Below are 25,310 nucleotides of genomic sequence, written 5' to 3' on the forward strand. Positions count from 1 at the left end.
TCTCAGTCCCAGTGTGGCCGATCGCCCTCTCAGGCCGGCTACTGATTGCAGCCTTGGTAGGCCATTACCCCACCAACTAGCTAATCAGACGCGGGCCCCTCTAGGAGCGCTAGCTTTCAAGAATAGGCCAGCTTTGCTGACAAGACCGTAGTCTCGGCAGCATATGCGGTATTAGCTCGAGTTTCCCCAAGTTATCCCCCACTCCAAGGCAGGTTACCCACGTGTTACTCACCCGTTCGCCGCTCTACTAGTGGCCGAAGCCACGTTCGCGCACGACTTGCATGTGTTAGGCACGCCGCCAGCGTTCATTCTGAGCCAGGATCAAACTCTCCAGTTTAAATCCTAGAACTGCCATCGGCCGGAGCCTCTGACAGCTTCATTATTCGCTTGGCATTCTCTCTGCTTCGCGCTGCGAAGCAAAGGAATTTTCAGGTTGTCATCTTCCTCTATTCAGTTTTCAAAGAACCGACGCGCCGTGTGGCGCCGCCCCTAAGGACGAATCCTCATTCTAGCTCCCCAGGGGACTTTGTCAACCCCTAAAGCCGAGCTTTCTTCGCGGCACTGCCCTGGCACCTTACGGCGCTAGAGAGGCAACGCATCCTGGTCAGGATTTGGCCCGCGACGGGCCACCGGGAACCCGACTCCTACGCCGGCCCACCGGGCCGGAAGAAGTCGAGGCGAAGCTTTCAAAGATTCGGGCGCCGAGGCGCCGTCGTCAGTCCCCTGTGGCTTGCGCTCCAGGGATTGCGGAGTGTAGGTGAGGGATTCGAGGCTGTCAAGCCCCGCTCCCGAAGATTCTGCCGAGGAAAGTCCCGAAAAAGCTCGAAAAGGACCTCAGCCACTGGCCTTCTCCCGCAAGAAAAACTTTCGCCCCGCGACCTCCCAGGGCGCCTCAAGGAGGAGCCGCAAGGCCTCCGGATAGGCACGATGCTCTTCGATCAGGATGCGCGCAGCCAGACTTTCGGCATCGTCGCCGTCGAGCACCGGCACGGCCCGCTGCACAATGATCGGCCCGGTGTCCATCCCCTCGTCGACCAGGTGGACGGTGCAGCCGGAGATCCGAACACCGTGCTCCAACGCCTGACCGTGGGCGTCGAGACCGGGAAAAGACGGCAGGAGGCTCGGGTGGATGTTGACGATCCGACGCGGAAAGCGCTGTACGAACTCAGGGGAGAGGAGCCTCATATAGCCCGCGAGGCACACCCAGTCGACTCGGGCCGACGCCAAAGCCTCGATCACCCGCCGCTCCTGGGCCAGGCGATCTTCACCCTCGCGCTGGACGACAGCGGCGGTCGCCAGGCCCAGCTCCCGTGCCTTCGTCAAACCCGCGGCCCCCTCGACATTGGAGACCACCTGGACGATCTTGGCCGGCAAATCGCCGGCGGCGATGGCGTGCTGGATGGCCAAGAAGTTGCTGCCGCGGCCGGACAGCAAGACGCCCAGGCGCGCCACTGCGGAACCGCCGGTCACGGGGCGGTCCGATACACGACTCCAGCCTCGCCGCCTCGACGTTCCAGGACGGAACCGAGGCGCCAAGCCTCTTCGCCAGCGGAGCGGCACGCATCGAGGAAAGCTTCGGCGCCGGAAGCGGCTACCGCGGCCACCAGACCCACCCCCATATTGAAGATCCGGAACATCTCGTCGGGGTCCACTCCGCCGTGCTCGCCCAGAAAATCGAACAGCGGCGCCGGCCGCCAGGATTCGAGGTCGATCTCCGCCCGGCAGCCGTCCGGCAACATCCGGGGCAGGTTGTCCGTCAGCCCACCGCCGGTGATGTGGGCCAGGCCGTGCAGCTCCGGCGAGTCGAGATATGGCCGCAAGACCGGCAAATAGGAGCGATGCGGTGCCAGCACCTCTTGCCCTACGGAGCGAACCGCGGACGCCCCTTTCGCAAGCCAGGGGGCCGGAGCCTCGAGGGACAGACCGAGCTGATCGAACAGGATGCGCCGTACCAAGGAGTAGCCGTTGGTGTGGAGCCCTGAAGAGGGGAAGGCGACCAACGCATCACCGGCCTCCACTCGGCCGCCGTCGAGGATTGCCGAACGGTCCACCAGGCCGATGATGAAGCCCGCCAACTCATAGTCGCCGGCCTGGTAGAAGCCCGGCATTTCCGCCGTCTCGCCGCCGAGCAGAGCGCACTCGTTCTCCCGGCAACCGGCCGCCACGCCGCTCACCAGCTCGACCATCGCATCCGGTTCGAGGACGCCGGCGCCGACATAGTCGAGAAAGAAGAGAGGACGCGCACCTTGCACGAGGATGTCGTTGACGCAGTGGTTCACCAGGTCACGGCCGACGGACGAAAAATCGCCCGCCCGCCGCGCCACCATCAACTTGGTTCCCACACCGTCCGCGGACGCTACCAAAACCGGCTCGGCGAGCCCCGCAAGGTCGGGCAGAAACAACCCGCCAAAGCTCCCAATGTCTGTCAGCACGCCGCGCGTAAAGGTGGAGCGCGCCAGCGACTTGACTCGCTTTAGCGCACGATCTTGGGCATCGATGTCAACCCCGGCCCGGGCATACGCACTTTCTTCGGGAGAACGGCTCATTCATCTGGCCTCAGAGAAGGCGCGACTATACCAGGAGAAGAGGCGCGGCAAGCCGCTCTTTGGACACTCAGCCAAGGCCGATCGCCGGAACTTCTCCCTTGTCACCGGATCGGTATGACGCACTGACGTCACGGTGTATATAGGAATCCCTAGGCCCCGCCGCCATCCGGGCGCCGGAGGACTTAGGGGAGAGGAGGACTCGCGATGAAGATCGCGTCTCGATGGATGTTTGCAGTTCTGCTGGTCTTGTCGACCGTCCCCGTCACGCTGGGCGCCACCGACCATGAGACCGAATGGAATTCATGGCTCGAAACCCTTACCGAACGGGTAAGGGACTGGCTTCCGAGTTCGGACAAGAACTCTGGCGAGGTACCGAAGGGCGAGTCCAAGCCCAACGGTCCTTCGGAAGACGAGAGTGGCTCCACCTGCGGACCGGGCATCGACCCGGACGGCTGTCCCTAGGATCAAAGGTAGCCGACCAATCACCCCGCGAAGATGGATCTAGGAGTGGCGCCCATCTCGGGCGCCCTCCACCACCTTGCGAAGATTCGCCACCAGACGGACCGCCTCAGCGCCCTCACTGCGGGCCAGCAGAAAGAGAGCGGCGAGATGGTCTCGCCCCACCCCTAGGGAACGCAGAATCTCCTGGGTCTCCTGCGCCAAGAGTCGCAGCTTTCGGCGCTCGCCCAAGCGGGCATAGACAGCCGCCAAGTCCAGAGACACAAGAGCTGCCTCGAAGGGCATTCCCTCATCCGCGTACCCTTTTCGCAACCGGTCGAAGGCACGAGCTGCTGGCTCCAACACTCCGAGTTCGGCTCCAATCCGCGTCGTCAACCAATCGAAGCGCAAGCGATCGAGCCGATGGCCGGCAGCATCGAATAAAGGTCGTACGCGGTGAGCGTGCCAGGCAGCCTCGTCGACTCGGCCAGCCTCGGTGAGGATCAGCACCAGATTGTGGAAAGCGTACAGCTTTAGCCGCGTGTCCTCGGATCCCGCAGCCAGAGCCAAGGCACGCTCCGCATGCGGCAATCCCTCTTCGGGATCCCCTCGATAGACATGGGCCAGAGCCAGCTTCAACAGGGCACGAGTCGCTCCGTTCAAATCCTCATGGCGCTCGAAAAGTCGAAAGGAACGATGCAGGAGCTGAAAAGCCAGATCGAAGCGACGCTGGTACTGGGCCAGGGAACCGCGCAACGAATACAGCTCCGCCTGAAACAGGGGATCCGCACCACCGCGATCAAAGAGTCGCTCGGCTTCGTCCAAGGCCTGCTCGGCTCCCGCAAGATCGGCGAGGATTCGGCGAGCGTTTCCGAGTTCGGCCCAGGCGCGGGACCGCGGCTCGTCGGCATGCGTTCCCTCGATACCCTGCGACACGAGAACCGCCAACTCTGCATAGGTCAGAGTTTCCCGAGCATTGTGGTGGCGAGACTCTCGACTACGCTCGATCAACAACTCACACACCGCCCGCCGACGCTTCGCCGGCAGGTTGTTGAGCAACAGGCGGCGCTGGGCGCCGGTAAGCGGCGCAATTTTTTGAACGATCTCCGCGGCAGCGCTCCGCTCGGAGCAAAAGCGCGCCACCAATTCAGCAGATTCTTGCGCACTGCGCTCGAGAAAGGCATCGACCGTTACCCCCTCGGACCAACCGTTGCGATCGGCTCCGGAAGCCACCTGACCGCACATTGCACAGCCCTTCAACAGGTGACGAACCACCACCCTACGATCATCGGCCGAAGCCGTCCCGGACGCAAAGCGCTCGAGAACCGCCGTCGGCGGATGAGATTCGGATTTCTTCCCGCTCATCGAATCTCGCTCTCCTCTCCAGGGCCTCCCCGTTCTCTAAGTGCGTCACGACCGCTGACAACGGACGAATGGGCTGGACTTTGTGCCAACCGCATCAGTTCCTGGCGGACCAAGTCTGCAACCAGAGAACGCAAACCATCAGGGCCGTTCAGCAAACGCTGCTCGGCCTCTACAATCGCGGAAGTGAGACGCTCGTCGAGTTCACGCAAGCCTTCTTGCTGGCGGCTTTCGACCTTTTCGAGGTCTTCTAGGACCAGGGCGTGGACCTGTCCGCGGTCCAGAGTCCACGCTTCGCCGCCGGTTCCACCGGGCACCGGCATGCCGAGCCCGTAGAGACCGGAGAAGAACTCCGCCGGAGTGACATCGATCGCTGCGAGTATTTCGAGAACCTGCTGCACCTTGAGGGCTGGCGGCCCAGGGGCGAGGAGCTGGCTCAGGTAGCCAGACGCCCAACCCAACTGTCCCTCCACCCAACGCTGTGTGCGCCCTCTCTCCCGCAAAACGTCCTTCAAACGCCAACTCCACTGCTGCACCTGCCGACTGACGTTCATTCGTGAGAAAACTAGCACATCGTCATAGAATGCGACAAAAACCTATGTTTGAATACAAAAAAATTCGCCGCGCCACATTTTCTTGGTATTTCCAGAAACTAGGCTTGGCAGAGAACTTTCCGGGCTTTCGCGACGACCGGAGATGCTTCGAAGAAAATGCGTAAACTATCGGCAAGACCTCTCGCCGTGGAGCGAGATTGCGCCGGCATCGGGAACCGAGCAAGAAGGAAAGCTGGCGCGCCAAGCAACTAGCCCGCTGTTTTCACCCACATCGCAGCGACAAGCGCGCCAGAGATCGCCGCAAGGTATCTGGCCCTCGATTGGGCAGAAGAACGGGCTAGGCGGCGCCGCTCAAGATGCTCCTCAGCTCGGGAATGGTGGGATTTCCGTAGTAGGCACCCGCCACCTCCAAAGTCGGCACTCGGCGTTTTCCGTCATTGTGCTTCATCACCAATTCGGCCGCCGCCTCGTCCTGCTCGATGTCAATCTCTCGGTAGGCCACTCCCTGCTGGTCCAAAAACGCCTTGGTCCGGCGGCAGTCGGCACACCAGGTGGTGCTGTACACGGTGATCTTCTGTTCGGTCATTCGTTACCTCCTCGGCCTTTCCGGCCGTCTATCGATGGCTCTTTGGATGTCGACTCACTTCTCACGTCCGGGTCCGGTAGCTCAGCCGGCCGCTTCGCCCAGCGAGCGCCGTAGCGAAGCCAGCGATCGCGCTCGGCGTCCTCCCCCATCGCTCCCAATGTCTCCGCCAACGCGCGATAGGAATCCGTATGGGACGGCTCTACGGCAAGGGCCCGCTGGAAGGCTGCGACCGCCGCCTCGGGGCGCTCCTGTCGAGCCCGCACCAAACCCAACTGGTACCAAGCGAATACCTGGTTCGGCCGGCTCGCCGCCACCGCCTCGAAATCCGCCGCGGCTTCTTCCAGGCGGCCGACGGCGACTCGGATCCGCCCTCGATTGAAACGTGCCTCGGGACGCTCGGGATTCCCGGCAACGGCCTGGTCGAGGATCGCCAAGGCCCCTTCGCGGTCGCCGCGAGCGAGCCGCAGGATCGCCGACCACTCTTCCGCGGCAGGCTCTCCGGCGGTGCGCCGCGAGACTTCGGCGAAGGCCTTCTCGGCCACCCCGAAGCGGCGCTGCTGCACGGCAGCTCGCATCAGATCCAAATACGGTTCGAAGGCCTGCGGCGGCTTGCTCTCGATCAACGATTCGAGCTGTGCCACCGCTTCTCCGGCGGAACCCCCGCCGGCCCGCACGGCGGCGAGAACCCCGAGCAGGGCGAGGCGATCCGGGTCCGCACTGTCTTCGATGGCGGACCGGTGGAGGTGAAAAGACTCCACCTCTGGATCTCCTTCCGGGCGCGTCGCCAGTCGCTCTGACTCCGGCGGCGGCGAGCGCTGGATGGTGTGGTCGGTCATCACCACCTCGACCACGTCGTGGGGCCGGCGCTCGGGCATATGGCAACTGACGCAGTCTTCTGGATCCACGCCCGCATGCGACACCGTCGCCGTCATCTCGTCGAGCCGGCAGGCTTCGTCCTGATGGCAGCTCAGGCAGGCGGCACGGTAATGCGCCGCCCGCTCCGCCGCCGGCACTTTGCGATGCGGATCGTGGCAAGTCAGGCAGGAAAGGGCACCGGCACTCTCCTGAAAGCACCGGCTTTGCTCCAAACGATAGGGGTGGTGGTTGATTTCGAAACGTTCCTCCTCCGGCTCGTCCGCCTCCACCACGTCCACCGACACCAGGTAATCGGAAAGAGCCTCACCCGGCCGGAACGAGTAGTCCCCACGGCCAAACCGCCGCACCCCCACCATGGTGAAGGACGGCTGCAGATGACATTGCCAGCAAACGGCATCGCGCCGCGCCGCAGGCAACCGTGCGGGATTGACGATCGCCTGGCGGAGAGCGTCGGTGGTCCCCATTCCGCCCATCGCCCGGCGGACGTGCTCCGCGCCGGGGCCGTGACAACGCTGGCAACCGGTGCCCTCCGGCAGGACTTCCGGGAAGCGGTGACCGCGGAAGTGCGCGTCGCTCCCGGCCGGGACGTTCGGATAGCCGTTGTGACAAAACATGCACTCCCGCCGCACCCGCCGACCTACACCCTCGTGGTTTGCCCGATTGAACCCCGGCGCCATTCCCCAGCGCCCCTCCTGGGAGTACCAGGCGACCGGTAGCTGGTACAGCTCACCGCCGGGGCTGTGGGCCAGATAAGTCCGCGCGTGGTTGCCGGAGCCCAGGATCCAGTTCACCGGCTGCTCCCAGAGATTGACGCGTTCGCCGCCCTCACCCTCTTGCCAGCGCCGGAAGATCAGTTGCTCCTCCTCCCACGCCATCTCGTAGGTACGCCCGGACGGCTCGTGAGTCCAGGGCGTTTCGCTGAAGTCCTCGATGCGGTTGTCGGCGCTCGGCGTCATGAAGGACCGCGCCATACCTACCGCCTCGTAGCTCTTGGCGATCTCGCGGTGACACAGCGCGCAGGCGCGGTCCTCGATGTATCCGGGGGCCGCGCCGCCGGTGACCCGGAAGCCCATCACTTCCGAAGTCTCGCCGACCTCCTTGGAATCGCCACCCCAGAGGGCGCCGCCCCAGAGAACCGGGACGGCCGCCAGGACCAGAAAACAAAACAGCAGCAATCCCCCGGAAGGTACTCGCCGCCCGGCTCCGATCCACTCCATCCATCGCAGTTGAAGCATTCTCCGCATCGTACACCCCGGCATCGAAGCGCTTGCGAGCGAAAGATGCTCGCCGCCCCTTGCGTCTCCGAGTTCGATGCCCCTGGTGACAGCGCGCTTCCTCAACCCTACTTGCCGCTCGTTCGCCAGGACAATTTTCAACCATAGTCAAGGACCATGGTCAAATGATGCTAGAATCTAATCATGACCGAAAAGATCGCCATTTCCAAGTTCAAAGCCACCTGCCTTTCGCGCCTCGAAACCGTTCGGCGAACGGGCCAGCCCCTGCTAGTGACCAAGCATGGAGTCCCGATCGCTCAAGTCCTGCCGCCGCCAGCGCCGGAACCGCCGGCCACCGGCTTCGGCTGTATGCGGGATACGGTCGAAGTGCTGAGCGACATCGTGAGCCCCGCGGACCCCGGCGAGTGGGACGCCGCCCGGTGAGCCGGCTGCTCCTCGACTCACACATCTGGCTCTGGTACACCGCCGGCTCCCGCGACCTACCCGCGGTCCTGCGAGACGCTATCGACCAGGCGGTCGGAGCGTGCTGGCTGTCGCCGATCACCCTGTGGGAGGTGGGAATGCTCGCCCACAAGGGCAAGGTTCGCCTACGGCAGGACGCCGGCGAGTGGATCGCCCAAGCGCTCGACCGCTTTCCCCTGCGGGAAGCACCGATCAACTTCGAGGTCGCCCGCGAGGTCTCCGAGTTGGAACTGCCGCAAAGCGATCCAGCGGACCACTTCTTGGCCGCCACGGCTCGGGTCTTCGGACTGACGCTCGTCACCATGGACGGTCATCTCGCCCTCTCGGAGGAGGTCGAAACGCTCACCGTCTAATGATGCGCTGGTCTGGGGGATCAGATGTAGAGGAGATGGTGCGCCCTAGAGGATTCGAACCTCTGACCTTCGGCTCCGGAGGCCGACGCTCTATCCAGCTGAGCTAAGGGCGCGTGGGTGTTGGGGTGAGCGAGGGGACTTGAACCCCCAACCACTGGAACCACAATCCAGCGCTCTGCCATTGAGCTACGCTCACCACAGTAGGGAATAACCCCCGTAGGAAAAAAACCTAGTGGGAATAACCCGTGTCTTCGAAAGAGCAGTGGCCTGCCTGGAGGGATTCGAACCCCCGACCAACGGCTTAGAAGGCCGCCGCTCTATCCAGCTGAGCTACAGGCAGCCGGTGGAGGTTTGGAACCTCCGAGGTCTCCGTTGAATGTCGGGGCGCCCAGATTTGAACTGGGGACCCCCTGCGCCCAAGGCAGGTGCGCTACCAGACTGCGCCACGCCCCGTCGGAAACAGCGCGCGCCAGTCTAAGGCGAGCCGCCCGACGGAGTCAATCTCCCCAAAAGCCCAAGGGATCGCCCCGGTCGACCCGGAGCGATCCCCGTTGAGGCTGGTGAAAGCTACGCTACTACCACTCGAAAGTCACGTGGCCGAGAGCGCGCCGGCCCAGGAGATCGCCACCGAAGGACTCCCAGTGGTCGTTGTCGGTCACGTTGGAGATATTGACGCCGACGCTCCAGTTGTCGTTGATGGCGTAGTTGCCGCCCACGTCCACCGTGTAGTAAGCCTCCACATCGCCCTGGAAGGGACCGACCGCCCACCGGAAATCGTCCACGAAACGCATCGAGAGATCCAGGTCCCAGGCGTCCCGCGCGTAGCCGAAGCTCACGCCGCCCTTGTGCTCCGGGGTGTTCGGCAGCAGCAGATTGGCGAACGCGGAGCTGCCGTCCTTGATGTCGAAGTCGAACCACGAGTAGGTGAAGTTGTAGTTCCAGCCGTTGCCGAAATAGCTGGTCAGCCCCAGGTCGATGCCCTGGGTGTCCACCTCGCCGAAGTTGGTGTAGGAGACGGCGGCGATGATGTTCGAGCCGTCGAGGTTGTTGGTCAGCGTCGGCACCAAGCCGCGGATCACCGTCGCCAGGGCCTCCGGCACGCCGGCCGGCGCCTGCCAAGGGCCGAAGTTCGAGTTGATCCGGCCCAGCGGGGTGCCGAGGGTTGGGATCAGGTCGGTGATGAAGTTTTCGTTCTGGCTGTTGTAGTAGTCCACCGTCAGGAATGACTTGCCGAGAATTCCGCTGTAGCCCACCTCGAAGGTCTGGGTTTCTTCCAGTTCGAGGTCCTCGTTGCCCACCGCCAGCACCGGCGTCACGCCAAGGCCACAGTCGAGGTTGCGGGACAGGCACACCAGGGCGTTGACGCCCCTCAGGTCGGCCGATGGCGCCACCGGCGCCTGCAGGTAGAACTCCGAGTAGTTCGCCACCTGGAACGCCTCGTTGTAGGTGAAGCGCAGGGTGTTGTTGGGGTTGATGCCATAGACCAGCGACGCCTTGGGCGAGAACTGGCCATCGTGCAGGGAACTGTCGTCGTAGCGTCCGGCGACCACCACTTTGACGGCCTCGGTGACATCGATGTCGAACTGTCCGAAGAGGGCGGACTTGTCGGAATCGATCGGCGCAAAGACCAAGGTCTGTCGCCCGAGGCGCGGATCGAAGGTGTCAATCTCCTCTTCACCGTAGGCGGCGCCGGCGACGATGCGAGCGCGGTCGTTCATCAGATCCCAATTGGTCTGGAACTCGACCTGGTAGTTGTTGGTGTCGAGCACCAGGTTGGCGCCGGAGGACAGGGCCGCCTGCTCCGGCGCGTCGCGCTTGTTGTAGTAGCCGAGAAGGTTCCAGCGCAGGGAGGAGTAGTTGATCCGCCCGTAGGTGCGCTCGATCTCTTGCTGCTGCACGCGGCCGATGCCCGTTTGGGCCACCACACCCTCGGACTGGGCGAGGCCGACGTCGATGGACAGTAGGTCGTCGTTGCCGAAGTACTTGTCGAGTCGGGCGCTGCCGAATTTCACCTCGACGGCGTCCTCGGGATTCAAGGGAATCGCCTCCTGCGGCAAGCAGTCGGTGGTCACCCCGCCGCCGCACGGAACGACGTACTCGGCCTGGCCGTTGCGGGAAACGGAGAAGTCGCCGCTGTCGCGCAGACCACCCTGCAGCTTGAGGTAGAAGTCGCTACCCAAGGCGCCCGCCCAGCGGGCGTCGGCGTTGGTGGTGGAAATCTCACCGGCGGCCAAGCGCACCTTGACGCCCTGGCTATCGCGCGGACGCTTGGTCACCAAATTGAGCACGCCGCTCGACGCGTTGGCGCCGTACAAGGCGGCGCTCGGGCCGCGGACGAACTCCAGGTTCGCCAGATCGTCGAGCGGGAACGAAACCGCCGGCCATTCCTGGGAACCGAGGAAAGGCACCGCCGGGTTGCGCCCGTCCACCAGTACCGCCACGCGCCGGTTCAGCGAGCTGTTGAAGCCGCGGGTATTGAAGTTGTAGTCGTAGAGGCCGCTTTGGGTGACTTCGGCGCCGGGGGTGAACTCGAGCAGCTTCGGAAGCTGACCGTGGGCCGCCTCGCGCTCCACCTCTTCGGCGGTGATCAGGGTCACCGCCGCCGGCGCTTCGACAATGCGCTCGGCGCGGCGCGAGGCCGAAAACACGGTGATCGTCTCGACGAAGGTCACCTCCCAGTCGACCTGCTGATCAACGCTGGCGGTCTCACCGGCGGTGACCTCGACACCGTCCACCCGGTCGACGTTCTGGCCGAGACTGATGTTCAGGGAGTAGGTACCCGCCGGTACCTCATCGAAGGCGAAGGCGCCATCGGAACCGGTGACGGTCGCCATGCTCGTTCCCTCGACGACGACAGTGACTCCACCGATAGCGCTGCCGTCCTCACGCGTGACCGTACCCTCGATTCCCCCGTCATCCTGAGCCACGACCGCGCCGGTCAGAACGACCCAAGATGCGAGAAACAGACAGATGATGCGTTGGCTCCTCATGATGCCTCCCTCGTTCGTTGTCCCCGTGAACTCCCTGAAGTCCCGCCGCGCGAACGCGATAACATCACGGGCTTCCGGAGCCACCGTCAAAGAAAATAAGCTCCCTGCCTAAATAGCAGTAGGCCAGCCGGCGAGTCAAGGGACACATCGGCACAACTTCAGAGATCCGAACGTCGACTTCTCAGCGGGAACCGAGCTATGGAGATGAGCCGCTATGTGGTGATGGGAGCCGGCGAGGTCGGATTTCACCTCGCGCGCACGCTGTCCCACGAGGGGCACAGCGTCACCGTCATCGAAACTGCACCGGCACGCGCCCAGCGTATCGAAGAAGAGCTCGACGCCCGCGTCATCGAGGGCGACGGCAGCCGGCTCGGAGTGCTCGAGGAGGCGCAGGTCGCCGGCTGCGACCTGTTTCTGGCGGTGACTTCGGACGACCAGGCGAACCTCGCCGCCTCGCTCCTCGCCAAGCGCGCCGGCGCTCGGCGAAGCGTGGTGCGGATGGGCGCCGGCAGTGAACTCCTGCGCCACCGCAAGGCCTACCAGCAGACCTTCGACGCCGACCTGCTGCTCTCCACCCAGGTCCTCACCACCAGCCGCATCATCAACTGTTTTCGCGGCTTCGACACCACCGCCGTCGAGTATTTCGCCGAGGGCAAGGTGCAGTTGCGAAAGGTGGCTCTGTCGGAGGAATCGCCGCTGGTTCGCCAGCCGCTCTCCGAGGTCGAACTGTCGCCGGACAGCCTGGTGGTGGCCTTGTTCCGCGGCGACCGGCTGGTCATTCCCTCCGGCGGCGACCGCGCCGAGGTCGGAGACGACGCTCTGATCCTCGCCGGCACGGAGTCCATCCGCGACGTCGAGCGGATGGTCACGGCTCAGAATCAGCGCCTCGGCGACGTGGTGATCGCCGGCGGCAGCCGCACCGGGCAAATGGTCGCCCAGGCCCTCGCCGGCCTCGACGCCCGAGTCACCCTCATCGAGCGCGATCGCAGCCGGGCCGGCGAGCTGGCGGCCAGCCTGCCGTGGCTCCACGTGCTCCACGGCGACGCCACGGACCTCGCCCTGCTGCGGGCCGAGCGGGTGGAGGAAGCGCGCTATTTCCTCGCCGTTACCGGCTTCGACGAGAGTAACCTGATGGCCAGCCTGCTGGCCCAGGAGATTGGAGTCTCGAACGTGGTGGCGCTGGTCGATCGGGCGGAGACTTCGCACCTGTGGCGGCGCCTCGGGTTGATGCAGGTGTTCTCGCCGCGCTCCCTGGCCCTGGACCGTATCCAGGAGTACATCGACAACGGCTACCGCGCCAACATCGTGTCGCTGCAGAGCGGCGCCGCCCAGGTGATCGAACGTACCCTGCACGCGGCGAGCCCGGCGGCCGGTGTGACCCTGGCGGAGATGAAACCACCGCGCGGCATCATCGTCGGCACGGTGGTGCGCGGCGACAAGGTGTTCGTGCCGCGGGGCAAGGATCGCCTCGAAGCCGGCGACATGGTCATCCTCTTCGTCCAGGACGAAGAGATGTCCACCGTCCGGCTGCTGTTCCCGGCGATCGAACGACCGTCATGATCGGCTCGCCGTGAGTGGCCCGCGATGAACCTGCGGCCGGTTCTGCGCTTCCTCGGGCGCCTGGTGCTGGTGCTCGCCCTCGCCCTGCTCTTCCCGGCGGTGGTGAGCGTGATCTACGGCGAGGGCCGAGCCGCCGGCGCCTTCCTGATATCGATGGCCATCACCGCCCTGTGCGGCCTGGCCATGGTCGGTGCCAGCCGCAATGCCACCACTCAGATCTTCCGCCGGGAAGGCATCTTGATCGTGGTCGGCGGCTGGATCTTGGCCTCCGCCTTCGGCGCCCTGCCGTACCTCCTGACGGGCACCCTCGCCCACCCGGTAGACGCCCTCTTCGAGGCCACCTCGGGCTTCACCACCACCGGGGCCACGGTGCTGCCGGCGATCGAAGAGGCGGGCTACGGCATCCTCTTCTGGCGCAGCTTCACCCAGTGGCTGGGCGGAATGGGAATCATCGTGCTCTTTGTCGCTCTGCTGCCGGAACTCGGCCCCGGCGCCCGTTTTCTCTACAAGCTCGAAATCCCCGGCCCCACCGCCGAAGCGCTCCAGCCCCGCATTCGCGACACGGCGTCCGTCCTGTGGCGCATCTACCTTGGGATGACCCTGGTTCAAACGACGCTGCTGAAGCTCTGCGGCATGAGTCTCTTCGATGCCCTCACTCACACTTTCTGTACCCTTGCGACCGCCGGCTTCTCACCGCGCGCCGACTCCATCGCAGCCTACCCCTCGCCCTGGATCCATCTGATCATTTTGGTATTCATGATCCTGGCCGGCGGCAACTTCTCCCTCTACTACGGCCTTCGCCGAAAGCGAGGCTGGAATTTGCTGCGGGACTTCGAGTTTCGTCTTTACCTGACGGTCATCGGCGTCGCTGCGCTGATCGTGACCATCAATCTGTGGCGTTCCGGCACCTTCGAGCTCAACGCCCGACTGCCCCTCGATGCGGCCTTCCAGGTCGTTTCGATCATGACCACCACCGGTTTCACCTCGCAAGATTTCGACGCCTGGCCCAATCTGTCACGCATGCTCCTGGTGATCCTGATGTTCGTCGGAGGCTGTGCGGGCTCGACCTCCGGCTCGATGAAGGTGATGCGGATGGTGGTGGGCCTCAAGACGGCCTTTCGGGAGGTCCGCCTGTCGTTCAGCCCGAACACCGTGGCGACGGTCTTCGTCGGCGGCAAGGCAGTGCCGGAATCGGTGGTGCGGAGTGTCACCGGCTTCTTCATTCTCTTTCTTTCGAGCTGGGGCGTAGGAACTCTGCTCCTAACCCTCGGCGGCCACTCCCTGGTCACCGCCGGTACCGCCGCCATCGCTACCCTCGGCAACATCGGCCCAGGCCTCGACGCCGTGGGCCCAACTCAGTCCTACGCCTTCTTCAAACCCTGGGAAAAACTCTTGATGGTCCTTTTGATGTGGGTCGGTCGCCTGGAGGTTTACTCCATTGCAGCCCTTTTCATGTTCCGCTTCTGGAGGAGATAGGCCATGAAACTCGACCTCACCGTCTTACCCGGTCGCTGGGCCGTCTGCCGGCTCGCTCCGGATGCGGCGATTCCCGAGTGGGCCGAAGGCGGCACCTTCGCATCCATCACCCGCACCGCCGCCGAGCTGTCCATCCTCTGCCCGGAAAACGCCGTTCCAGCGGACGTCCGGCACCAGGGCGGCTGGCGGCTGATCCGCTTCGCTGGCACCTTCGCGTTCGACCAAACCGGCGTTCTCGCTTCTGTCACCGGCCCCTTGGCAGCGGCAGAAGTGGGCATTTTGGCCGTCGCCACCTTCGACACGGACTACCTGTTCGTTTCGCAAGAGAATCTGCCCCGCGCCCTCGACACCCTGCGGGAAGCAGGACATCGGGTGGAGGGAGAAGGCATATGATGGAACGCGAAATCCAGATCAGGCGCTAGAAGCGCTCCAACCCGCCGAGGGCCTTCGTATGCGCCGGGAAGAAGGTGCTGATGTACATCGTCCTCGCATTCGGGCTGTCGATTCTCGCCGCGCCGGTGGCCAGCACGCCAGTGGCCGTCGAAATCTCCTCGGACAGCCTCGAAACGGTACTCCTCGACGAACGAGAGTCCGCCGCGGAAACTCCTCCTCCGGGCGGCACCGAAGTGCCCTACCCGACCACGCCGGACTGGGAAAACGACCTCCGCATCCAGGTCGGCGGCCTGCAGGTGGCAGACATGAACGGCGACGGCCGGCAGGATGTGGTGGTCGGCTGCTACATCTCGAACAGTTTTCCGCCCTACGACGACTGGCGAAACTTCATCTACTTCAACACCGGCAGCGGCCTCGAAGGCTCCCCCTCCTGGGCGTCCGACGACCAGCGCTCCACCGGCGATATTCAGGTCGCCCTGCTGAACGACGACGCCTTCCCGGACGTCTTCGCCGCCAATGGCGGCGGGAGCTACGATCCTTCGGTGATCTACTTCGGCGGCCCGAACGGCCCGGCGACCACCCCCGGCTGGCTCTCCACGGACTCCTCCTGGACCAATTACGCGCTGCCCTTCGACTTCGACCACGACGGCGACGTGGACGTGGTGACCGCCAACCAGGGCCGCTCCCAGGACGACCCCTTCCGGCCGATCTACATCTTCGAGTCGAACGCCGGGGTGCTGCCCACCACTCCCGCAGCGCTTTCCCCGGAGATGTCGATCCAGAACTTCCTCGCCTTCGGTCACCTCGACGACGACGAGTGGGAAGATCTCGCCGTCTCCAAGTGGGCGAACTTCGAAAGCGGCGTTTATCGCAACGATCAAGGGACCCTCGAAAGCACCACCACCTGGACCACCGGTGACGACGACACGGACAAGGGCGTCGCCTGGGCCGATGTGGACGACAACGGCGACCAAGATCTCGCTCTCGGCCATGACCCGACCCTCGTCTACTTCAACACCGACGGCACCCTCGGCAGCCCGCAGACGGCCACCGGCACCTTCTTCGGCCACGCGGAGCTACGCTTCGAGGACATCGACCTGGACGGCGACCCGGACCTCGCCGAAGTCCACTTCGCCAACGGCAAGGCGCAAATCTACCTGAACCGCGGCGGCGTGCTGGACACCGCCCCCACCTGGACCTTCGACTCCTCCGCCGTCGGCACCGCCCTGGCCTTCGGCGACATCGACGGCGACGGCGCACCGGACCTAGTGGTCGGCAACTCCGGGGACCCTTCGGTGATGGTGTTCATGAACCGCCAGAAATGGCTGCTGGTGGACGGCTTCGAATCCGGTAATACCGACGCCTGGACGACGACGGTTCCATAGGCTCGGGAGCGGAAACCCGGAGGCCCTATTGGCGGCGAGTGCCGAAGGTCGGCGGCACGGCTAGGAAGGCTCTTGAAGGGACGCTTCCCGATCCTCGGGGGCGCGGCTCAGGCAGCGATGGAGTTGGTCCACAATTGCCCGGGTGAGGGAGTTGTCCCGCACCGCTTGCCGGAACAGCACCAGGGCCACCATCGCCTCACGGTGAAGTTCTTGTCCCTGAAACACGGTCACCAGATCGTCCGACAAGCTCTGCAACTCCGCGGCGCGCCCCATGTCCGAGTACACCAAAGCAAGGTCCAAGGCCACCTGCGAGGCATCGAACGGACGGCCCCCTTCGAGGAACCCGTCTCGCGCACTCTCTAGGGTCCTTTCCGCCGTCTGCGTCTCGCCCAAACCGCGAAGCACCTTGCCTTCGAGCCAAAGCGCCCGCAACTGCGTCCAGCGATCCGGGAAGCGGGCGTAGAGAGAATGGTTCTCCTCCAGCGCGACGCGTGCGTCCTCATAGCGATCGAGGTGGTAGAAGCAAAGCGCCCGATTGTGGCAAGCCATCAGGAACAGGCGATCCTCTTGCTCCGGATCGATGCACTGCAAGGCATCGTCAATCGACGCCAGCGCTTTTTGCAGCTCTCCTATTTCCCGATAGACCTCCCCCAAGCTGAGGAGGACGCTAGCCACCGAGGCCCCGCGATCGCCCGCCAAGCGATAGTGCAGAACGGAGCGTTCCAGCAGGGTTTCCGCCTCGTCAAACCGCCTCTGGTCACGGCGCAAGGTTCCCTCTCGCCAGTCCAGTTCCGCGTAGACGAGCTTCTCCGTCACCCCTTCCATGCGCACCACGGACCGCGCCTGCCGAAATAGGGCATCGGCAGTCCGAATCTCTCCCAGTGCTCGACGAGCATTCGCCATGTTGGCGAGCGCCAAGGTCTGCATCTCATGGGCGATGATGCGATCGCGGCCCCACTGCGCCACCACATGGGCCAGTTCAGCAAAATGGAACGCCTGGGCCGGCTCGTTTGGCAGGTAGCTCCGCGACCGATCCAGCAGGCGCTCGGCCAGGAACGGACTGCGAAATCGCTTATAGGCTCCCCGAATACGGTCCAGGCGCGATTCCGGGACAAGGCGCATCAGGGTGTTGAAATCCTTCTTGGCTTCCCGTCTCTCAACCCGTAGGTCGACCTCCTGCCGGCCGACCTGACTTGCCGAGCGCTCCACCGCAGTGCGCATCGCCTGGGCCTTCTCGAAGGAGTCTGTTCGGCAAGCCGAACCCGTGCTCGATGACTCGGATCGCCACGCCTCGATCTCCTCATGGCAGGTCGGACAGAGCGCCATCAGATGCTCAAGCAGGGTCGTCGTCAGCACCGAGGGGTGAAGCTCCCCCCGGGTCACTGCCTGCAGCAGTTCACGGGTCAGGTGAATATCGATCAAGGATGCACCCCTCGGAGTAGCCAAAGTCGAATCAAAATAGATGTTTCATAAAAAATAACCGATCTTCGACACAGATGAAAGGGGTGTCGGCGACCCGACACCCCTCAGCAAGGCCAAATGGCTAGCCGTTGGGATCCATTCCTGGGCCGTGCTCATTTTGGTCACAGCCTTCCTGCGACTCGGCTCCGGAGCCATCCGGAGCCTTGTCGGGCGGACCGCTTTTCGATCCGGCGACGGCGTGGAACCAGTTCACCGCCTGCGACCACAAATCGCCTGCAAAGGAAACTGTCGAGCGTTCCGAGGCATCCATCGGCGCCGCGACGGTTACCGGTGCGCAGAGAATCGTAACCACCAGCAGGACCAGCAAACAACCAAAAGACTTAGACATAAGTCCTCCTCTCATCCAGGATCGACCGAAGCCGGCACCATGCCCACATCAGCGATCCCGTCGATTTGATTATCATTTGAGGCAACAAATCTAACGATTTGGCGTGCACACGATCGCCAAAAACCGCCTAAAAACATACGTCTCGGAATATAAGTGCCTACCATCCTACTCGGGCGGCGGGGGATCGGCGACTCTTGGTCCCCCAAAATTTCGGGACCGGCTGGTAAGGTTCGGCCTCACCAGAGAGGAACCCAAAACCATGACATCGAACACCCTCGAGGGCCCTGTCCGGGTCCGCTTTGCCCCATCTCCCACGGGCTATCTCCACGTCGGCGGCGCCCGCACGGCGATCTACAACGACCTGCTGCGCGCCCACCTCGGGGGAGAATTCCTGCTGCGCATCGAGGACACCGACCGCGCCCGCTCCGACGAAGCGATGACCCGCCAGATCCAGAATGCCCTCGAGTGGCTGGGATGCGGCTGGGACGAGGGTCCCTTCCTGCAGAGCGCCGGCGTGGACCGGCACCGCGAGCGGGTGGACGATCTGCTGGCGGCGGACCGCGCCTACCGCTGCTTCTGTACCCCGGAAGAACTGGCCGAGCAGCGCCGAGCGGCGGAGAAACTGGGCGAGCGCTTTCGCTACCCGGGAACCTGCGCCCACCTGGCGGTGGACGACATCGAGCGGCGCATGGCGGCGAACACGCCCTTCGTGGTGCGCTTCCGCATGGGCGAGGACCACATCCGCTTCGAGGATCTCGTGCGGGGTGAAGTCGACTTTCCACCGGACGCCCTGGACGACTTCATCCTGCTGCGATCGGACGGCTCGCCGACCTACCACATGTCCGTCGTCAGCGACGACATCGACATGGCCGTAAGCCACGTCCTGCGCGGCGACGACCACCTGTCGAACACCCCCAAGCACATCGCCCTCTTTCGCGCCCTGGACGCGCCGGTGCCCACCTTCGGGCATCTGCCGCTGATCCTCGGGCCGGACAAGAAGCGCCTCTCGAAACGCACCGGCGCCACCTCCGTCGAGGAGTTCCGGGCCCAGGGAGTACTGCCCCAGGCGCTTTACAACTTCCTAGCGTTACTGGGATGGTCGCCGGGCGACGACCGGGAGATCCTCTCGCGCGAAGAAATGGTCGACCTCTTCACCATCGACCGCCTCAACACCTCGGCGGCGGTGTTCGATGCGGACAAACTGGCCTGGATGAACGCCCAGTACCTGTTCAACTCCCCGCTCGAAGAGATCTGGCCGCACCTGGAGCCCTTCCTGGACGAAGCGGGCCTGGCGAACGCCGACCCGGAGCGCCTACGGGAAGCCGTCACCCTCCACCGTCTGCGCGCCCACAACCTACGCGAACTGGCCGAGGGCATCGGCCACTACTTCGTCGACGATCTCACCTACGACCCCGCCCTTTGTGCCAGATTCGCCAACAAAGAGGGCCTTGGGGAGCACATCGCCCAGCTACGCGACCACTACAGTGCCCTGGAGACCTTCGACATCGACCCCCTTGACCAGGCGCTGCGCGCCCTGTGCGAAGAACTCGGCCAAAAAGCCGGTCACCTGATCCACCCCCTGCGAATGGCCGTCTCCGCCTCCAAGACCGGCCCACCGGTCTTCGATCTGGTCGCCCTCGTCGGCCGCGACGCCACCCATCGCCGCCTCACCGCCTTCATCGCCTATCTGGACGAAATCCGCGAACCGGCCTGAGCCGCCAAACCCGCAGCAAGACCGGGCGCCATCACCTTGACCCGACCTCCGAGGATCCGATAGCCTCTCGATCCCCTTTGGGACGTCGTCTAATGGCAAGACACGCGCCTCTGGAGCGTGGAATCGGGGTTCGACTCCCTGCGTCCCAACCAATCTAGGAATCCCCGCCTCTAGGTCGCTTGACTCCACCAACCTAGCCTCGTCAGATTCGTGTCGACCGTTGCCTAAAGCGACCAAAACCCCAAAGATCGGCGAACAAGCTAAGCTTCGTTGTAAATGAGCCCATCGAAGGAGGGACGACCGGCACTTGCCGGACCGAGTACGGTGCGCCTTCAGGCCGTTCATCCGTGGGGGCTGCTAGCGTCGCGCGGCGTCGGTAGGGCACGCTTCGGCCGTAGCCCTGTCTCGCTCGTCGTGGCGGGGCCGGGAGCGTTCAGTCCGGCCAGCCCACCGCCGGTTCCGATACGCCGGGCCGACGACGGCACGGCGACCTCGGCCCGACTGGTGACCTCGGTGCATGGCGCAAGTACCGCGGCGGCGGTCGGCAGTGCGATCGAGGCGACGCTGACCGTGCAGGGCGATCTCTGTCCGGGTACCTACGACAGCGAGTTGTTGATCCTCGACGAGAGTGGGGCGGTGGCGACACGAACTCCGGTGATCCTGACAGTGCGGGCTCATTGGGTGTGGCCCGTAGCCTTCCTGCTCCTCGGCCTCCTCACGGTTGGCATCCTCGCCTTCCTGGCGGGTGAGGGGCAGCTCCGCGACGAACGGGCCCGGGTGCTCGCTGAGCGCCGTGCCTTCGACGAAATGGTCGACCGCAGCTTGGCGCGCGAGCTCGATCCGGTCGCCGTGCAAGAGACCGAGGAGGCGTTTGGCGACGCCTTTCGCTTTCTCGACGAAAGTCGGCCCCTGAGTCTGCGCGACGATCGGATCGAGCGTGCCGGGCGACGGCAGGCTGCCGCCCGGGAGGGGGCCGCGGGATTGCGGAAGCGATACGGAGGCAGCGATCCGGCCGCGATGGGCGCCGAGGCGGTCGCAGCAGACTGGAGTGCGCTGAGCCAACGCATGGATGCGGCCCTGGCGCTGCGCGACCAGGCTCCCGGCTCGTGGGTCGGTGACGGCGAGCTGGGCGATGGGCTCGAGCGGTTCCTCGACAGCCGCTGGCGGCTGGACGTCGGCAATACGGTCACCTCGATCGAAGCGACGCTACGACCCGAGGTCGAGCGAGTGGCCCGGGCCGCGAGCGCCAGCGAGCTGGCCCGGGCTCAGCGATCGGCGGTGGCGACCCGCCGCCTGATGCGGAGGGCTGCGCGCCAGCTGGACCAGGCGGTGGAGAACTACTGGGTGTTCAGCCGGTTGGCCTCCGATACTTCGATCTCGGCGGGGTACGTGGCCGCTATCGCCGACCGGCCGGAGGTCGACCCGGCGGGTCGAAGTCGGCTTCGAGCGGCTCTCGCCGGCGCGCGGCTCTCGCTGGCCGAACCTACGCCAGAACGGTTCCGCCTGGCGCACCAACAGATCCAGGAAGCGACCACCGCAGCGTATGCGTTCGAGAACGAGATTCTGATCCAGCGGATCCAAGCGGCGTTTGACGCGGCCGATGCCCGCACGAGCCGGGCCAGGATCGATGCCTATGTGGAGAGCCTGGCGCCCGATCCGTCACCCGAAGGCAAGATCGCGGCGATTGGGGGCGCACTGGAGCTGTGGCGCGAGCGCATCCAAGTGGTCGAGGACCCCTCGCGTCGCGAGCAGCTCGCTGGGCTCATCACGCGGATTGGGGAGCAAGCCCAGGCTGAGAGCTGGGAAGCGGCGCTCGGCGGCCTGGGCGAGCTCAGCGACGCTTGGCTGGAGTACCAAGAGGAGCAGACGCGAGCGGCGCAGGCGTCGGTCTTGCTGCCGTACTGCCGGAACTGGAAAGCCTCGCTCTCGCTACAGCTCGTCGGGGCCGGCGAGCAACTCGCCGTACTGCAGGACGATCCCGAAATGGCTACTGCCGACCGGGAGATCGAAGGTCTGCGCCAGCAGATCGCCACGGTGCGCGAGGACGCCGATTGCCACTCGGCGCTCACCAACGTGTCCGGTCGGTTCCTGAAGCTGCAAAACCGATTGTTCGTCGCCGGCTTCCGGCGCATCCCGGCGCCTACCGAAGATCTGCTGGCCGCTGCTCACTCATCGGGAGTTCGCGCTGCGGTGCCCGAGGCGAAGCGACTTCTTCTCCCAGTGCGCCCGCTCGACGTGTCCGTCGTGACGCCGCCGGCGAAGCGGTTGGGCGGGCGCCGGATCGGCGTCGAGGTGCGGAATCTCGATCCGGTGTGGGGTGCAGGCAGCGAGGTGAGGGTCGACTTCGGTGACGGGTCGGCGGCCTGGGTCGGCGACGCGGAGACCCTGCGACAGCAGCCCGTGTTGAAGCATCGCTACCGTGCGCCGGGCCGCTACCGGGTGTCTGTGCGCGTGAGCGGCCAGCCGGTCGACGCCGCTGACGCTGCGACGGCGAGCCAGCTCCTGGGCGATGGAGCCGCCGCCATCGAAATCGCAGCGGACCCGATCGTCGCTGCCCGGCGCTTGGGCAGTCTCTTCTTCAACCTACGATTCCTGCTCGCGCTCGCCATCGGCCTGCTGATCCAAGGCTGGCGAGTGGCCGGCGACCGGCCTTTCGGAGGCGCCCGCCGCGACTACCTGGAGGCGTTCGCCGTCGGCTTCGTGGCCCATGCCGGTATCGACGGCCTGGTCGCTCTGGTGCCCAAGCTGCTCTAGCCTTCCGCCAGATCCCCCTTTGTCTCCCTGATTCCCACCAATCTCTGCAGGTCCGATCGACACAGACTAGCCTTCCACCAAGATCGCCAGCAGGACCACAGTCAACATCAGCAGGCCGAATCCGTTGATCGCGCCACCGAGGAGGGCCAGGAGTTTCGGCTCCCGCGACAGGCTCTTGACGCCATAGGTCATTCCCAGTCCGAAGGGAATCACCGAGGCGAAGAAAAGGCCGACGACGGCCCCGGCCAGTGGCCGGACCAGCGCCTCGTTCTGGGAAAGGAGCGTGAGAACGAATCCTGAGAACACAAGCATCACGATGATCACTACCCAGGTCACCGAGCCGATCAGAATCGACCGGATCGCCAAGGGAGATTCGGTGGACCGTAGGCTCATCTAGTGACGTCTCCGCTTGGCAGCTCCTCGATCAGCCCACCGGCTACCCCCAACCACTCCCAAAAACCCTCCTCCGGCTCCGCCCGCACCGGTAGGTAGGCCAGCGGCAGATCGCTCCGGCCGCGCAGTTTGACCAGGTCTTTCTCGGTGATGAGCAGCGCGCCGGCGGCGGTTTGGTCCAGGGCGTTGCGCAGTTTTTCGAGGCTGGCCTCGAGATAGGCGTGGTGATCCGGGAAGGTCATTCGATCGCGCAGGTCAAGGCCCTGGGCGACGGCCGCGTCGAAGAAACGTTCGGGGCGGGCGATGCCGGCGGCGGCGACCAGGGGAGTGGTTGGGGGCAGCGGCTCGCCGGAGGCAAGACGGGCTTCGCCGATGCGGGTGGGGGCGGCGAAAGCGGGACCGGCGAAGCCGAAGGCACGGAGGGCCTGGGCGGCGCTCTGGGCCATTTCCCTGCGGGCGGAGCCGGTGATGAGGAGGGCGTGGGCGTGCTTTGCCGAGGCGAGGGGTTCCCGCAGTCGACCCCCGGGAGGGAGGCGGCCACCGCCGAAGAGGTCCGAGGCCGGCAGGACCAAGAGGTCGAGAGCCCGCGCCAGACGGAGGTGGGAGAAGCCGTCATCCAGGAGAAAGAGGTCCGGTGCCGGATCCAGCCGCTGGAGGGCCTGGAGGCCGGCACGGTGGCGATCCGGCCCGACGACCACGGAGACGCCCGGCAGGGCGCCGGCCAGGAGCACCGGTTCGTCGCCGGCCACCTTGGGCCCGAGGAGCGGTCCTTCGCCGCGGCTGACCACCCGCACTCCTTTGCCGCTGCCGCCGTAGCCCCGGGACAGGATGCACACCTGCTGGCCCTGGTCCCGCAACCAGCCGGCGATGGCGGCGGTCAAGGGCGTTTTGCCGGTGCCGCCCCAGTGCAGGTTGCCGACGCTGATCACCGGCCGCGGCAGAGTGCCGGCCCGGGATGTCCACCACCGCCGCCGCAAGTGGTGAGCGCCGCCGTAGATGAGCTGCCACGGGGAGCGAGGTGGGGTGAGCTTCATGGTGCCTTCCCGGATTCCGACGGCTGGAGGAGCGGTCGCAGTACTTCGAGGGTTTTTGCGAGCGCTCCGCCATTTGATTCCACCAGAGCCTTGGCGCTGCGGCCCACTTTGCGGGCCAGGCCGGGGGTCTCTACCCATTGACGCCACAGAACACCGAGGGCCTCGGCGTCGGCAACTTGCTCCCAGGCTTCGGCGCGGTCAAAGTCCTGCGCCATGGCGCGAAAGTTCTCCATCGACGGACCGACGACGGTGGCGACGCCGAAGCGGGCCGGTTCGATGGGGTTGTGGCCGCCGGTGGGCACCAGGGTACCGCCGATGAAGGCGCTGGTGGCGATGCGGTAGAGGCCGGCCAACTCGCCAAGGCTGTCGAGCAGCACGACCTTCGGCGGCGGACCTTGGTCGAGGGCCGAACGGCGCCGGTACGGAATGCCCCGCACTTCGAGCAGACCCGCCACCGATGGCCAGCGCTCCGGGTGGCGCGGCGCCAGGATGAGCAGGGCGTCGCCGGCGGCCTCGAAGGCGTCGAGGACGAGTTCCTCTTCGCCCTCCATGGTGGAGCCGGCGATCAAGAGGGGCCGCCCCTTGGCGAGCTTGCGCAGAGCATCTTCAAGTTCCGGCGTGCGGGCAGGCTCCGGCGATTCGAATTTGAGGTTGCCGGTGACCACCACCCGCTCGGCCTCGACCCCCAGGGCGAGGAGCTTGTCGCGATCTTCTCGGCTCTGCACCCCGAAACGCTCGACCCGACCGAGGAGCGGCCCGAGCAAGAACCGCAACCGCCGCATGCGCCGAAAGCTACCGTCTCCCACCCGCCCGTTGACCACCGCCACCGGGCCACCGCGCCGAGTGATGGCCTTGAGCACCAGCGGCCAGTAGTCGCCCTCCACCAGCACCAGGGCGCGGGGAAGAAATCTTCGCAGGAATCGGTTGACCGCAAAGCCCACCTCGAAGGGCAGATAGGCGATGGCGGCGCGCGCGCTCAAGGTTTTGTGCGCACGCTCCTGGCCGGTGGGGGTCACGGTGGTGACCACCAGCGGCAGCTCCGGGTCGAGGGCGCCAACCAGCGTGCCGGCCACTCCCACTTCACCGACGGAGACAGCGTGAATCCAAATGGGTTCGCCTCCTGGCGGTGCCGGCGGCAAGCGCCTCGCCAGGCGCCCGGCGAGGGTCGGCAGGTAGTGCCGGCCACGCTTCAAAAGCAGCATCGGAGCCGCCAGACCGAGAGCGAGGGCGTAGGCGATCTGGTAGAGGATCCACATGGGAGGAGGGCGGCCCGGAAACGGCCCCCGCGGGAAGGCCCCCACGGGAGCCCAAAGTATAATGCCCGGGCTCCTTTACGGGCGCTGCCGCCGGGTGCGTACCGAGGCCTCGCGCCGGACCGCAGCGCGATCG

Annotated in this window: 20 protein-coding genes, 5 tRNA genes, 1 rRNA gene and 1 pseudogene; 10 read left to right on the forward strand and 17 right to left on the reverse strand. The window is 65.1% G+C overall.

The window, feature by feature from the left end:
• From AAF481_18160 to purM, 3 genes are all read right to left on the reverse strand, one after another.
• Window positions 1–337: ribosomal RNA gene (locus AAF481_18160) — 16S ribosomal RNA — on the reverse strand; the annotation flags it as partial.
• 497 nt (window positions 338–834) lie between these two features.
• A complete protein-coding gene (gene purN / locus AAF481_18165; protein MEM7483100.1) occupies window positions 835–1,470 on the reverse strand; it encodes a phosphoribosylglycinamide formyltransferase in 636 nt (211 codons plus the stop codon).
• Window positions 1,467–2,546: a phosphoribosylformylglycinamidine cyclo-ligase gene (gene purM, locus AAF481_18170; protein MEM7483101.1), complete on the reverse strand. Its 1,080-nt coding sequence runs from the start codon at window positions 2,544–2,546 to the stop codon at window positions 1,467–1,469. Before purM ends, purN begins: the two co-directional genes overlap by 4 nt.
• Before the next feature lie 204 nt (window positions 2,547–2,750).
• Here purM and AAF481_18175 point away from each other — a divergent pair, with 204 nt between their 5' ends.
• On the forward strand, window positions 2,751–3,008 hold the full coding sequence (locus AAF481_18175) for a hypothetical protein (GenBank protein MEM7483102.1): 258 nt from the start codon (window positions 2,751–2,753) through the stop codon (window positions 3,006–3,008).
• A 39-nt stretch (window positions 3,009–3,047) separates the two neighbouring features.
• On the opposite strand, the gene AAF481_18180 is transcribed toward AAF481_18175, so the two are convergent.
• From AAF481_18180 to AAF481_18195, 4 genes are all read right to left on the reverse strand, one after another.
• Window positions 3,048–4,349, reverse strand: coding sequence for a tetratricopeptide repeat protein (locus AAF481_18180; GenBank protein MEM7483103.1), 1,302 nt, complete (start codon window positions 4,347–4,349; stop codon window positions 3,048–3,050).
• Entirely contained in the window at window positions 4,346–4,807 is a 462-nt protein-coding gene (locus AAF481_18185; GenBank protein ID MEM7483104.1) for a hypothetical protein, read from the reverse strand. Before AAF481_18185 ends, AAF481_18180 begins: the two co-directional genes overlap by 4 nt.
• Before the next feature lie 430 nt (window positions 4,808–5,237).
• Entirely contained in the window at window positions 5,238–5,486 is a 249-nt protein-coding gene (locus AAF481_18190) for a glutaredoxin family protein (protein ID MEM7483105.1), read from the reverse strand.
• A complete protein-coding gene (locus AAF481_18195) occupies window positions 5,483–7,597 on the reverse strand; it encodes a tetratricopeptide repeat protein (GenBank protein ID MEM7483106.1) in 2,115 nt (704 codons plus the stop codon). The genes AAF481_18190 and AAF481_18195 overlap by 4 nt, the downstream gene beginning before the upstream one ends.
• Window positions 7,598–7,780: 183 nt before the next feature.
• Here AAF481_18195 and AAF481_18200 point away from each other — a divergent pair, with 183 nt between their 5' ends.
• Together AAF481_18200 and AAF481_18205 are read left to right on the forward strand one after the other, a co-directional pair.
• Window positions 7,781–8,020 (forward strand): type II toxin-antitoxin system prevent-host-death family antitoxin, encoded by a 240-nt coding sequence (locus AAF481_18200; protein MEM7483107.1) that lies wholly within the window; start codon window positions 7,781–7,783, stop codon window positions 8,018–8,020.
• Window positions 8,017–8,412 carry a type II toxin-antitoxin system VapC family toxin gene (locus AAF481_18205; protein ID MEM7483108.1) on the forward strand — a complete coding sequence of 132 codons (396 nt, stop codon included), beginning with the start codon at window positions 8,017–8,019 and terminating at the stop codon, window positions 8,410–8,412. Before AAF481_18200 ends, AAF481_18205 begins: the two co-directional genes overlap by 4 nt.
• Window positions 8,413–8,448: 36 nt before the next feature.
• Here AAF481_18205 and AAF481_18210 read toward each other — a convergent pair.
• The 5 genes from AAF481_18210 to AAF481_18230 all read right to left on the reverse strand — a co-directional run bounded on the left by AAF481_18210 (window position 8,449) and on the right by AAF481_18230 (window position 11,402).
• Window positions 8,449–8,525 (reverse strand) — tRNA-Arg (locus AAF481_18210).
• Between the two features lie 8 nt (window positions 8,526–8,533).
• A tRNA-His gene (locus tag AAF481_18215) sits at window positions 8,534–8,608 on the reverse strand.
• Window positions 8,609–8,675: 67 nt separating this feature from the next.
• A tRNA-Arg gene (locus tag AAF481_18220) sits at window positions 8,676–8,752 on the reverse strand.
• Between the two features lie 39 nt (window positions 8,753–8,791).
• Window positions 8,792–8,865: transfer RNA gene (locus tag AAF481_18225), tRNA-Pro, on the reverse strand.
• Between the two features lie 122 nt (window positions 8,866–8,987).
• Window positions 8,988–11,402: a TonB-dependent receptor gene (locus AAF481_18230; protein MEM7483109.1), complete on the reverse strand. Its 2,415-nt coding sequence runs from the start codon at window positions 11,400–11,402 to the stop codon at window positions 8,988–8,990.
• 183 nt (window positions 11,403–11,585) lie between these two features.
• On the opposite strand from AAF481_18230, the pseudogene trkA reads away from it, so the two are divergent.
• The 4 genes and pseudogenes from trkA (at window position 11,586) to AAF481_18250 (ending at window position 16,216) form a co-directional block, all read left to right on the forward strand.
• Window positions 11,586–12,962: pseudogene (gene trkA / locus AAF481_18235) on the forward strand (Trk system potassium transporter TrkA).
• A 24-nt stretch (window positions 12,963–12,986) separates the two neighbouring features.
• The gene (locus AAF481_18240) at window positions 12,987–14,438 is read left to right on the forward strand and encodes a TrkH family potassium uptake protein (protein MEM7483110.1); all 1,452 of its coding nucleotides are present in this window, start codon (window positions 12,987–12,989) and stop codon (window positions 14,436–14,438) included.
• A 3-nt stretch (window positions 14,439–14,441) separates the two neighbouring features.
• Window positions 14,442–14,831 carry an ACT domain-containing protein gene (locus tag AAF481_18245; protein MEM7483111.1) on the forward strand — a complete coding sequence of 130 codons (390 nt, stop codon included), beginning with the start codon at window positions 14,442–14,444 and terminating at the stop codon, window positions 14,829–14,831.
• Window positions 14,832–14,911: 80 nt separating this feature from the next.
• The gene (locus AAF481_18250; protein ID MEM7483112.1) at window positions 14,912–16,216 is read left to right on the forward strand and encodes a VCBS repeat-containing protein; all 1,305 of its coding nucleotides are present in this window, start codon (window positions 14,912–14,914) and stop codon (window positions 16,214–16,216) included.
• 60 nt (window positions 16,217–16,276) lie between these two features.
• Here AAF481_18250 and AAF481_18255 read toward each other — a convergent pair whose 3' ends face one another.
• Window positions 16,277–17,638, reverse strand: coding sequence for a tetratricopeptide repeat protein (locus AAF481_18255; GenBank protein MEM7483113.1), 1,362 nt, complete (start codon window positions 17,636–17,638; stop codon window positions 16,277–16,279).
• A gap of 121 nt (window positions 17,639–17,759) precedes the next feature.
• Window positions 17,760–18,026 (reverse strand): hypothetical protein, encoded by a 267-nt coding sequence (locus AAF481_18260; protein ID MEM7483114.1) that lies wholly within the window; start codon window positions 18,024–18,026, stop codon window positions 17,760–17,762.
• A 259-nt stretch (window positions 18,027–18,285) separates the two neighbouring features.
• Here AAF481_18260 and gltX point away from each other — a divergent pair, with 259 nt between their 5' ends.
• The 3 genes from gltX to AAF481_18275 all read left to right on the forward strand — a co-directional run bounded on the left by gltX (window position 18,286) and on the right by AAF481_18275 (window position 22,494).
• A complete protein-coding gene (gltX, locus tag AAF481_18265; GenBank protein ID MEM7483115.1) occupies window positions 18,286–19,740 on the forward strand; it encodes a glutamate--tRNA ligase in 1,455 nt (484 codons plus the stop codon).
• Between the two features lie 78 nt (window positions 19,741–19,818).
• Window positions 19,819–19,892: transfer RNA gene (locus AAF481_18270), tRNA-Gln, on the forward strand.
• Between the two features lie 124 nt (window positions 19,893–20,016).
• Window positions 20,017–22,494, forward strand: a complete 2,478-nt coding sequence (locus tag AAF481_18275) for a hypothetical protein (protein MEM7483116.1) — start codon at window positions 20,017–20,019, stop codon at window positions 22,492–22,494.
• 66 nt (window positions 22,495–22,560) lie between these two features.
• On the opposite strand, the gene AAF481_18280 is transcribed toward AAF481_18275, so the two are convergent.
• Genes AAF481_18280 through AAF481_18290 form a run of 3 tightly spaced genes read right to left on the reverse strand, consistent with a single transcriptional unit; the run spans window position 22,561 to window position 25,177 of the window.
• A complete protein-coding gene (locus AAF481_18280; GenBank protein ID MEM7483117.1) occupies window positions 22,561–22,887 on the reverse strand; it encodes a hypothetical protein in 327 nt (108 codons plus the stop codon).
• Window positions 22,884–23,921, reverse strand: a complete 1,038-nt coding sequence (gene lpxK / locus AAF481_18285) for a tetraacyldisaccharide 4'-kinase (GenBank protein ID MEM7483118.1) — start codon at window positions 23,919–23,921, stop codon at window positions 22,884–22,886. Before lpxK ends, AAF481_18280 begins: the two co-directional genes overlap by 4 nt.
• The gene (locus AAF481_18290) at window positions 23,918–25,177 is read right to left on the reverse strand and encodes a 3-deoxy-D-manno-octulosonic acid transferase (protein MEM7483119.1); all 1,260 of its coding nucleotides are present in this window, start codon (window positions 25,175–25,177) and stop codon (window positions 23,918–23,920) included. The genes lpxK and AAF481_18290 overlap by 4 nt, the downstream gene beginning before the upstream one ends.
• Window positions 25,178–25,310 lie beyond the last annotated feature (133 nt).

This window comes from Acidobacteriota bacterium (genome assembly GCA_039030395.1).
In the GTDB taxonomy this organism is placed as follows: Bacteria; Acidobacteriota; Thermoanaerobaculia; order Multivoradales; family JBCCEF01; genus JBCCEF01.